Source organism: Terrisporobacter muris, assembly GCF_024621905.1.
Taxonomy (GTDB): Bacteria; Bacillota; Clostridia; order Peptostreptococcales; family Peptostreptococcaceae; genus Terrisporobacter; species Terrisporobacter muris.
In genome coordinates, this window is the sequence record NZ_JANKBY010000174.1 from 1 (window position 1) to 7,518 (window position 7,518).

Annotated in this window: 6 protein-coding genes and 1 pseudogene; 2 read left to right on the forward strand and 5 right to left on the reverse strand. The window is 27.3% G+C overall.

The window, feature by feature from the left end:
• Nucleotides 1-5: 5 nt before the first annotated feature.
• The 4 genes from NSA58_RS12765 to NSA58_RS12780 all read right to left on the reverse strand — a co-directional run bounded on the left by NSA58_RS12765 (nt 6) and on the right by NSA58_RS12780 (nt 5,161).
• Nucleotides 6-1,193: a DUF4179 domain-containing protein gene (locus tag NSA58_RS12765; protein ID WP_074429690.1), complete on the reverse strand. Its 1,188-nt coding sequence runs from the start codon at nt 1,191-1,193 to the stop codon at nt 6-8.
• 12 nt (nt 1,194-1,205) lie between these two features.
• Nucleotides 1,206-1,727 carry a sigma-70 family RNA polymerase sigma factor gene (locus NSA58_RS12770; RefSeq protein WP_052233150.1) on the reverse strand — a complete coding sequence of 174 codons (522 nt, stop codon included), beginning with the start codon at nt 1,725-1,727 and terminating at the stop codon, nt 1,206-1,208.
• 166 nt (nt 1,728-1,893) lie between these two features.
• The gene (locus NSA58_RS12775) at nt 1,894-2,577 is read right to left on the reverse strand and encodes an ABC transporter ATP-binding protein (protein WP_039681217.1); all 684 of its coding nucleotides are present in this window, start codon (nt 2,575-2,577) and stop codon (nt 1,894-1,896) included.
• A 10-nt stretch (nt 2,578-2,587) separates the two neighbouring features.
• On the reverse strand, nt 2,588-5,161 hold the full coding sequence (locus tag NSA58_RS12780) for an ABC transporter permease (protein ID WP_074429691.1): 2,574 nt from the start codon (nt 5,159-5,161) through the stop codon (nt 2,588-2,590).
• 210 nt (nt 5,162-5,371) lie between these two features.
• Between NSA58_RS12780 and NSA58_RS12785 the strand changes: the two genes are divergently transcribed.
• Entirely contained in the window at nt 5,372-6,307 is a 936-nt protein-coding gene (locus tag NSA58_RS12785; protein ID WP_074080240.1) for a GHKL domain-containing protein, read from the forward strand.
• Between the two features lie 20 nt (nt 6,308-6,327).
• Nucleotides 6,328-7,065: a LytR/AlgR family response regulator transcription factor gene (locus NSA58_RS12790; protein ID WP_079764801.1), complete on the forward strand. Its 738-nt coding sequence runs from the start codon at nt 6,328-6,330 to the stop codon at nt 7,063-7,065.
• A 19-nt stretch (nt 7,066-7,084) separates the two neighbouring features.
• On the opposite strand, the pseudogene NSA58_RS12795 reads toward NSA58_RS12790, so the two are convergent.
• A pseudogene (locus NSA58_RS12795) lies at nt 7,085-7,390 on the reverse strand (YbaK/EbsC family protein); the annotation flags it as partial.
• Nucleotides 7,391-7,518: the final 128 nt, after the last annotated feature.

Below are 7,518 nucleotides of genomic sequence, written 5' to 3' on the forward strand. Positions count from 1 at the left end.
TATACTTACTTTAAATTAATTATTATTGATTCTTCCTCTATTACTTTGTTACTGTTAAATTCTGTGATTATAGGTGTAATTTTTAATTTTTTACTATTTTTAAAAATATTTTTATATTCTACTTCTACTTCACAGCTTTGTTTTTCATCATTAAACTTAGGAGTCTGAGAATCATTTTGATACTCTTTTCCATTTTCATTCTCTAATTTAATTTTAAGATGTTGATTCTCTCCCACAGTATAACCATCTATATCAGTAGTAAATTTAAGCTTTATATAAATCGGTGATACATAAAGACTGCCAATATGAAGCTCTTTTTCTATTCCTTCTATATCGAACTTTATATTTTTATCTATTTTATACTCCTCATATTTAACTCTAGCTTTTATTAAATCTTCACCTTTTATAGGTATATCTACACTCCAATTACTTCTTATTGCACCACCATAACTTACTTTTTCTCCTTCTTCCATCTCGGCTGATAAATGTATTTTCTTTGCATTCAATGTTATATTATATGTTTTATCTTTATCTATTGTATATGGAAATTTGTCTTTTCCTACTTTTATAATATTAAAATCTTCTTCTATTTCATTTAAAGGAATAATAGAAACAACACTAGTTACTCCTTTTGAATCTCTTTTTTTATTCTCGTAATCAGCTTGTCCTGCATGTACCATAGGAAGTTTTTCTTTATCTACATAAGCCTCTATATTTCCCAAACTAACAAATGTTTCTCTATTCCCCCATTTATCTACATACCACTCTTTTTGTTGCTTTTGTGTAAAGTCTTCAAGTGGATTAAACTTGCTATCATCTATATCCATTTCAACTATTAAATTTCCATCATCAATCATCAAATTCTTATATGTTACTTTTATATCTTTACTTTCTACACTCTTATTTATTTCATATTTATAATTTGTAACTTCTTCATTTTTGAAATCTAATATTCTTTGCATTGTGTACCACATTTTTTCCACATTTGCCCACACAGTCTCATTTGATACTACCCCACAACCTAATATAGCTACTAAAGATGCTGCTACTATTGTTTTTTTATAATTTAATTTTCTACATTTTATCTTTGATTTCATTCTACTTTTTATCTCATCATTATCATCAAATTTAATCTCTTTATATTCATCAATGTCTATTTTTACATCATTTAATATTTCAAACTTATCCTTCATTATTTTCCTCCCTTATCTCATCATACTTTTTCTTATTTTTTTTCGCCCTCTTGATAACCGGTTATATAAATTTGATATTTTTGTATTATTTTTTACAGCAATTTCTTCTAAAGTTTCCCCATTCAAATAATGCTGTTTAAATAATTTTCTATCATTTTCATTTAAATGACTTAATATATCATTCACTTCTTCTTCTATTTCAGATTTCAATAATTCTTGGTCTATATAGTAAATCTCTTCGCTAATATCCATATATTCAACTTTTGATAAATACTTTTTCTTGTAGTCTATTGCTTTATATTTAGATACTGCACATATCCAATTTTTAAAGCTATTTTTGCTATCATCAAATTTTGTTATATTATCCCAAATAGATAACAATATATCGTCTACGCATTCCTCTTCATAGTTTATTAACACACCTAGGTGCCTTCTTACTACAGCAGTTATGATTCCTCTATAATTATCTATCAAAAGCTCCATGCCATTTTCTTTTTTCTTTTTTATATACTTAATCATTAATTCATCTTGCAAATTTGTCTCCTCCTTATATATGTAAAAGCTTTTACAATAACTAATACGATAATCTATATCAATTTCTATCATTTTTTTAAATTTTTATTATAAATATTATATTTTCATACTATCATAAAAAAAGAGTTATAAATTATTATTCATAACTCTAAAAAAACTATTAAATTTATCTTTCCTCTTGATTTAAATCTTTTAATTTTCCATCTATTATTAATAAAACTCTATCTGCTTTTTTTGCTATTTCATTATTATGAGTTATCATAATTAAGGTTTGATTATATTTTTTTATGGATTTTTTCATCAAATCCATAACTTCTTCCGTAGTCTTGCTATCTAAGTTTCCCGTAGGTTCATCTGCTAGTATTATGCTTGGTTTAGCAGCAAGTGCCCTAGCTATGGCAACACGTTGCTGTTGACCACCTGATAGCTGGTTTGGTAGATGACCCTTTCTTCCTTCAATTCCAAGCAATTTCATAAGATCTTCTATATAATTTTTATCTATTTTTACATTGTCTAATTTTAATGGCAATTCTATATTTTCTTTTACATTAAGAACTGGTATTAAGTTATACTGTTGAAATACAAAACCAACTTTCTGTCTTCTATATTTAGCTAACTCTTTATCAGATAAACAACATATATCTTTTCCATCAACTTTTATAGTTCCGTTACTTGGTCGCTCAAGTCCTCCTATTAGATGTAAAAAAGTACTTTTTCCACTTCCACTTGGTCCTACTATTGCCACAAATTCACCTTTATTTATTTTTAAATTAACATCATTTAAAGCATTTACTTTTGTTTGTTTTTTTCCATATATTTTACCTAAATTAATAGTTTCTAATATCACCATAACAATTCCTCTATTCTATAATATTTATAGCTTCCACTATGCTACTTTCTTTTATTTTTCTAGCGGGTAAATAAGTTGCTAACAATCCAACTGCAATATTTACTAAAACAATCAATATATAAATCATATAATTTACTTCAAACTCCATACCATAAGTTTCAAATCCAAATGTTTTATACATTCTTATTTGCATTAATAAAGAAGCTACTACTACTATTGCACTGGAAATCACTCCGTAAAATAATCCTTCAGAAGTTATCATTTTTCTGAAATCTTTGTCACTTATTCCTATAGCTCTAAGCATACCAAACTCACTAGTTCTCGAAGTTAAGTTATAACTTACATTGTTAATTATATTAAATACACTTATGGCAAACATAATTGCTACTACACCAAAATCCAAAAGCTTTTTTTGCTTAAGACTTCGCTCATTCATGGCTTTATCTTCAGTCATATCTGTAGTTATTGTTCCAGGCACCTTACTTCCAATTTCACCTAGTTTTTCATTTATCATATTATGATTCGCATTGTTGTCCATATTTGCATATACAACATCATAATTACTGTTACCCATTATTCTATTTAAATACTGATCACTTACTATAACATCTATTCCATCATCACCAGTATACATATTATCATCTGCATAAGGATAATTAACTATAGCTCCTACTCTAAAAGTATGATCTTCATAGTCATAATTATCTTTTCCTTGCCAATACTTCTGAGTATCTTCTATTTTACCTTTAGGATATTTAACTGTAACCGTATCTCCCACTTTTATGTTAGCAAGAGGTGTCCCCGTATTTCCTCCTAAGACCTTGCTTTTCATACCGTTATCATCATATATATAAGGCATATATACTACTGCTAAATTTTCTTTTTTCATCTTTTCTATATCAATTTTTCCACTTACTAAATAATCCTTTAGAGATTTTAACATCTCATCATTATATCCTTTTAACTTTTGTTTCATTAAATAAGCGTCATTTTTTTTGTCATCTATTAAACTTCCATTTAATACATCTCTTACATATACTTCTGAATCGAGTTGTTTATTAAAATCCTTCTCTAATAGGTCTTTTTTAGGTAAAACTAATCTACTTTGTAAAATTCTAGCTGTTTTTACTTCATTTATTCCCTCAGTATTTCTAATTTCCTTTATATCTTCATCACTTAAACCAACTCTTTCATCATTGGCAGAGTTTACTTGCATGATAAAATCACCATTTAAATACATTCCCTTTGCTTGCTGTTCATACATAGTATCAGATATTGTATAAGAGTAATTGTTTCTGATTACTAATACGCCACCTATGCTCATTGATAGCATTATTAAAATAAAAGCTTTTTTATTTCTAAATATATTCTTCATGGAAATTGCTTTTGTTGATGATATATGATTACTTATTTTAGCTATTATAAAATTACTTTTCTTAACCTTACTCTCTGCCCCAAAATTACCTTTTATAGCTTCAATAGGAGAAATTCTTTTTATTTTAAAATAAGTAAATATACTAATAATTAATATGACCACTAAAGTACATGATACGGATAATAAAATCACTTCTGTTGGTATAACAAAAGGTGTTGATTCTAACTTACCTTCAACAGTTATATTTCCACCAAACTTATTGAATAACTGGGCCCCACCCATACCAAGAAGCATTCCAATTGGCAATGATACTATCGCAATAATTAATAACTCATAAACCATAAGTCTAAATACTCTAAAATTAGTTGCACCTACAGCCCTTAGCATTCCATAATCCCTAATCCTTTGGTATACAGATATGGAGTAAATACTATAAATTACAAGACCTGCAAATATACTCATTGCAATAGCTGTACTTTTACTAGCCATATCTATTCCACCGTTATCTTCTACTGCTTGTACCAGAGATTTATTTACTCCAACCTGCTCTTTCAAATCTATGTTTGCTGTATTTGCAATAGATTCTATATCACTACTGATGGGACTTCCTTCATCAAACTCCACATTGGCAGTAAATTGACTAACCTTATTCTCATCAAGATGTAAAAACATTTCGCATCTTCCAACAACTTTATCTTTATATCTATCCTTTAGAATTCCCACAACTTTAAAAGTCTCAGTTTTATCTTGGTTATAAAGTTTAAAAGTTAATTCCTGTCCAACTTCAGGCTTCAATCCCATACTATTTAGTATCCATGCTTCTAAGACTACTTCATTTTTTCCTTTTGGTAATCTACCTTCTATAATTGCCGATTCATCATTTAAATAATTGTTATCGGCATAAAGTATATTAATTGGTAACTTTTCATTCACATCAGTAGATGCATAGTAAGAAGTTATGCCAATATTCTTTATATCCTTTCCCTCTTTAACTATTTTCAACTGATTCTTATCTATATCTTTATAGTAAACATGATAAGTTCCCATTTCCCTTTTAGTTCTATTCACATCTGCTTGTTGTGCACTCCTTGATAAAGTACCTACCCCCACAATAAGTGATGTCCCTAAAATTATACTAAGCATTATTGCTATTGATCTTGATTTAAAACTTTTTATATATTTGATTACTATATTAAAATCTTCTTTCATTTATTTCACTTCCCTTCGCTTGAATAAGTTCATTATATCTGTGAAAAATAATTCTATCAAATCACGTTTTTACAAATTTATTATAGTTGTTTGTATATTTTCATGAGTTTATATACAAGTTTTCAGTTTATTTATGTAATTTTCAACTTTTTACATATTTTTTTATAAATGATATACTTCTATTATAAATGGAAAACTAAGGAGTCAAATATGTATAATATTTTTATATTTCCCATAAGTATTTTAGTATTTTTCGTAGGAATTAATCTGATTTTATATAGATATGAGTTTTATAATAAAATGGACCTAGGAAAAAGAAATTTACTTAGCTTATTTATATCAATAATGTTATTTCTGATAATATATAATATATTTATTTTTACGCTAAATAGCTTGCATAATAAATTATTGATAAAAGGTGTCATCATATCCCTATGTGCAATAATAGTCATGCTTCTATGCCTATTTATTGGCTATGGCTTTTCAAAAGTACTTAATATGAAATATGAGTACAAATCTGAATTAAATAAATTGAATAATAAAATAGAACATAAAGACAATATTATTGCCAAGCTTAGAAGTCAAAAACATGATTATCTTAAACATTTGCAAGTTGTTTATTCTCTGCTTAATAATAATTTAAGCAATGATGCAAAAGACTACATCACAAACATATCTAATAGTTTTAGGTCTAAGACTTCTAGATATGGAAAAGTCTCTTATTTAGATGCCATAGCTTCACTAAAGTACGAAGAATGTCTTATGAAGAATATTAACTTTGATGTTTATATTCAGGACTTTATTGATAATTTAGTTATTGAGCCAAGCGATATGAGCTCTGTACTTTTAAATATAATTGATAACGCTATTGACTCTTTATCTACTATCAATAAGGACAATAAATATATAAAACTCTTTGTTTACGAAGATGAGTTTCAGTATGTTATATCTATAAAAAATAACGGACCACAAATTTACAATACTGAAAGCATATTTGAAGAAGGATTCTCTACTAAAGATGGCGATAACAGAGGTTATGGACTTTATCTTGTTAAAAATATTCTAGATAAATATGGTTATCACATTTTTGCAAGTAGTGATGAGTTCTTGACTGAATTTACAATTTTAATACCGAAATATTACTAAGGGGGGGGGAGATAATTCTAATGATAAAAGTTTTGATATGCGATGATGATAAAGCTGTAAGAGATGATATAGAAAATATAATAAAAGATTCTGGATATGTAGACTATGTAAAAAAAGTAAAGAATGGTATAGATGCTATTGAGTTTATTAAAACAGAAAAAATAGATTTACTTATAATAGATATAGATATGCCTCATAAAAATGGAATTGATTGCGCTAAGGAAATAAAAAAAATAGACGAAGATGTTCATATCATCTTTGTGACAGGATTTGCTGATTATAGCTTAGAAAGTTTCAAAGTTCATCCTGTTGATTTTATAGTAAAGCCTTTTACCAGTGAGAAGATTTTAGATTCATTAAATATTGCCATAGATCATATTAATTCTCATAAACTGGCTAAAACTAATTTTATTGAAGATACTTTGTTTGTTTATAAAATAAGAAAACAAGTTCATATGATTAATTTTGATGATATTGTTATGTTTGAAAAAAATTCTAGAGCTATCAATTTATATACTAGAAATCACGATGTTATAAAATTCTACGAGAATTTTGATGATTTATCTAAAAGATTACCTCCTAATTTTTTCACTACTCATAAACAGTACATAGTTAATCTGAAATTAATTCACAAGGTTATACCTATTAATAAATCTTCTCTTGAGATTAGATTTATTAATTTCGATGAAACTGCTACCTTAAGCAAGTCTTTAGAAAAAGATTTTCTTTATAGATTTTATAGAACAAAAAGATTCTAAGGCATACCAAAGGTATGCCTTACTTTATAATATCTGCATATTTAAAATTTATTATCTTCTGTAAGTCTTCAGGATTTAACTCAATTTGAAATCCTATTTTTCCACCACTTACAATTATCACTTCTAAACCCTGTCCACTTTCATGTACAAAAGTAGGATATAATTTTTTCATTCCCACAGGAGAACATCCTCCCCTAATATATCCTGTTACTTTATTAATATCTTTAACATGAATCATCTCCACATTCTTTTCCCCCGCTGCTTTTGCTGCTTTTTTCATGTCCAAACTTTCTGCCACAGGTATTACAAAAACATAAAAGTTCTTATAACTCTCCTTTTATCTTTTAAATTTTTAATAACTTGTAGGGTACTCATTGCCCCCCCAAGTCGAATGTTTCTTGTTGCCATAAAGCATTCAACTATGAGTGCTTCGTCAATAAAACGAAGTAAAAA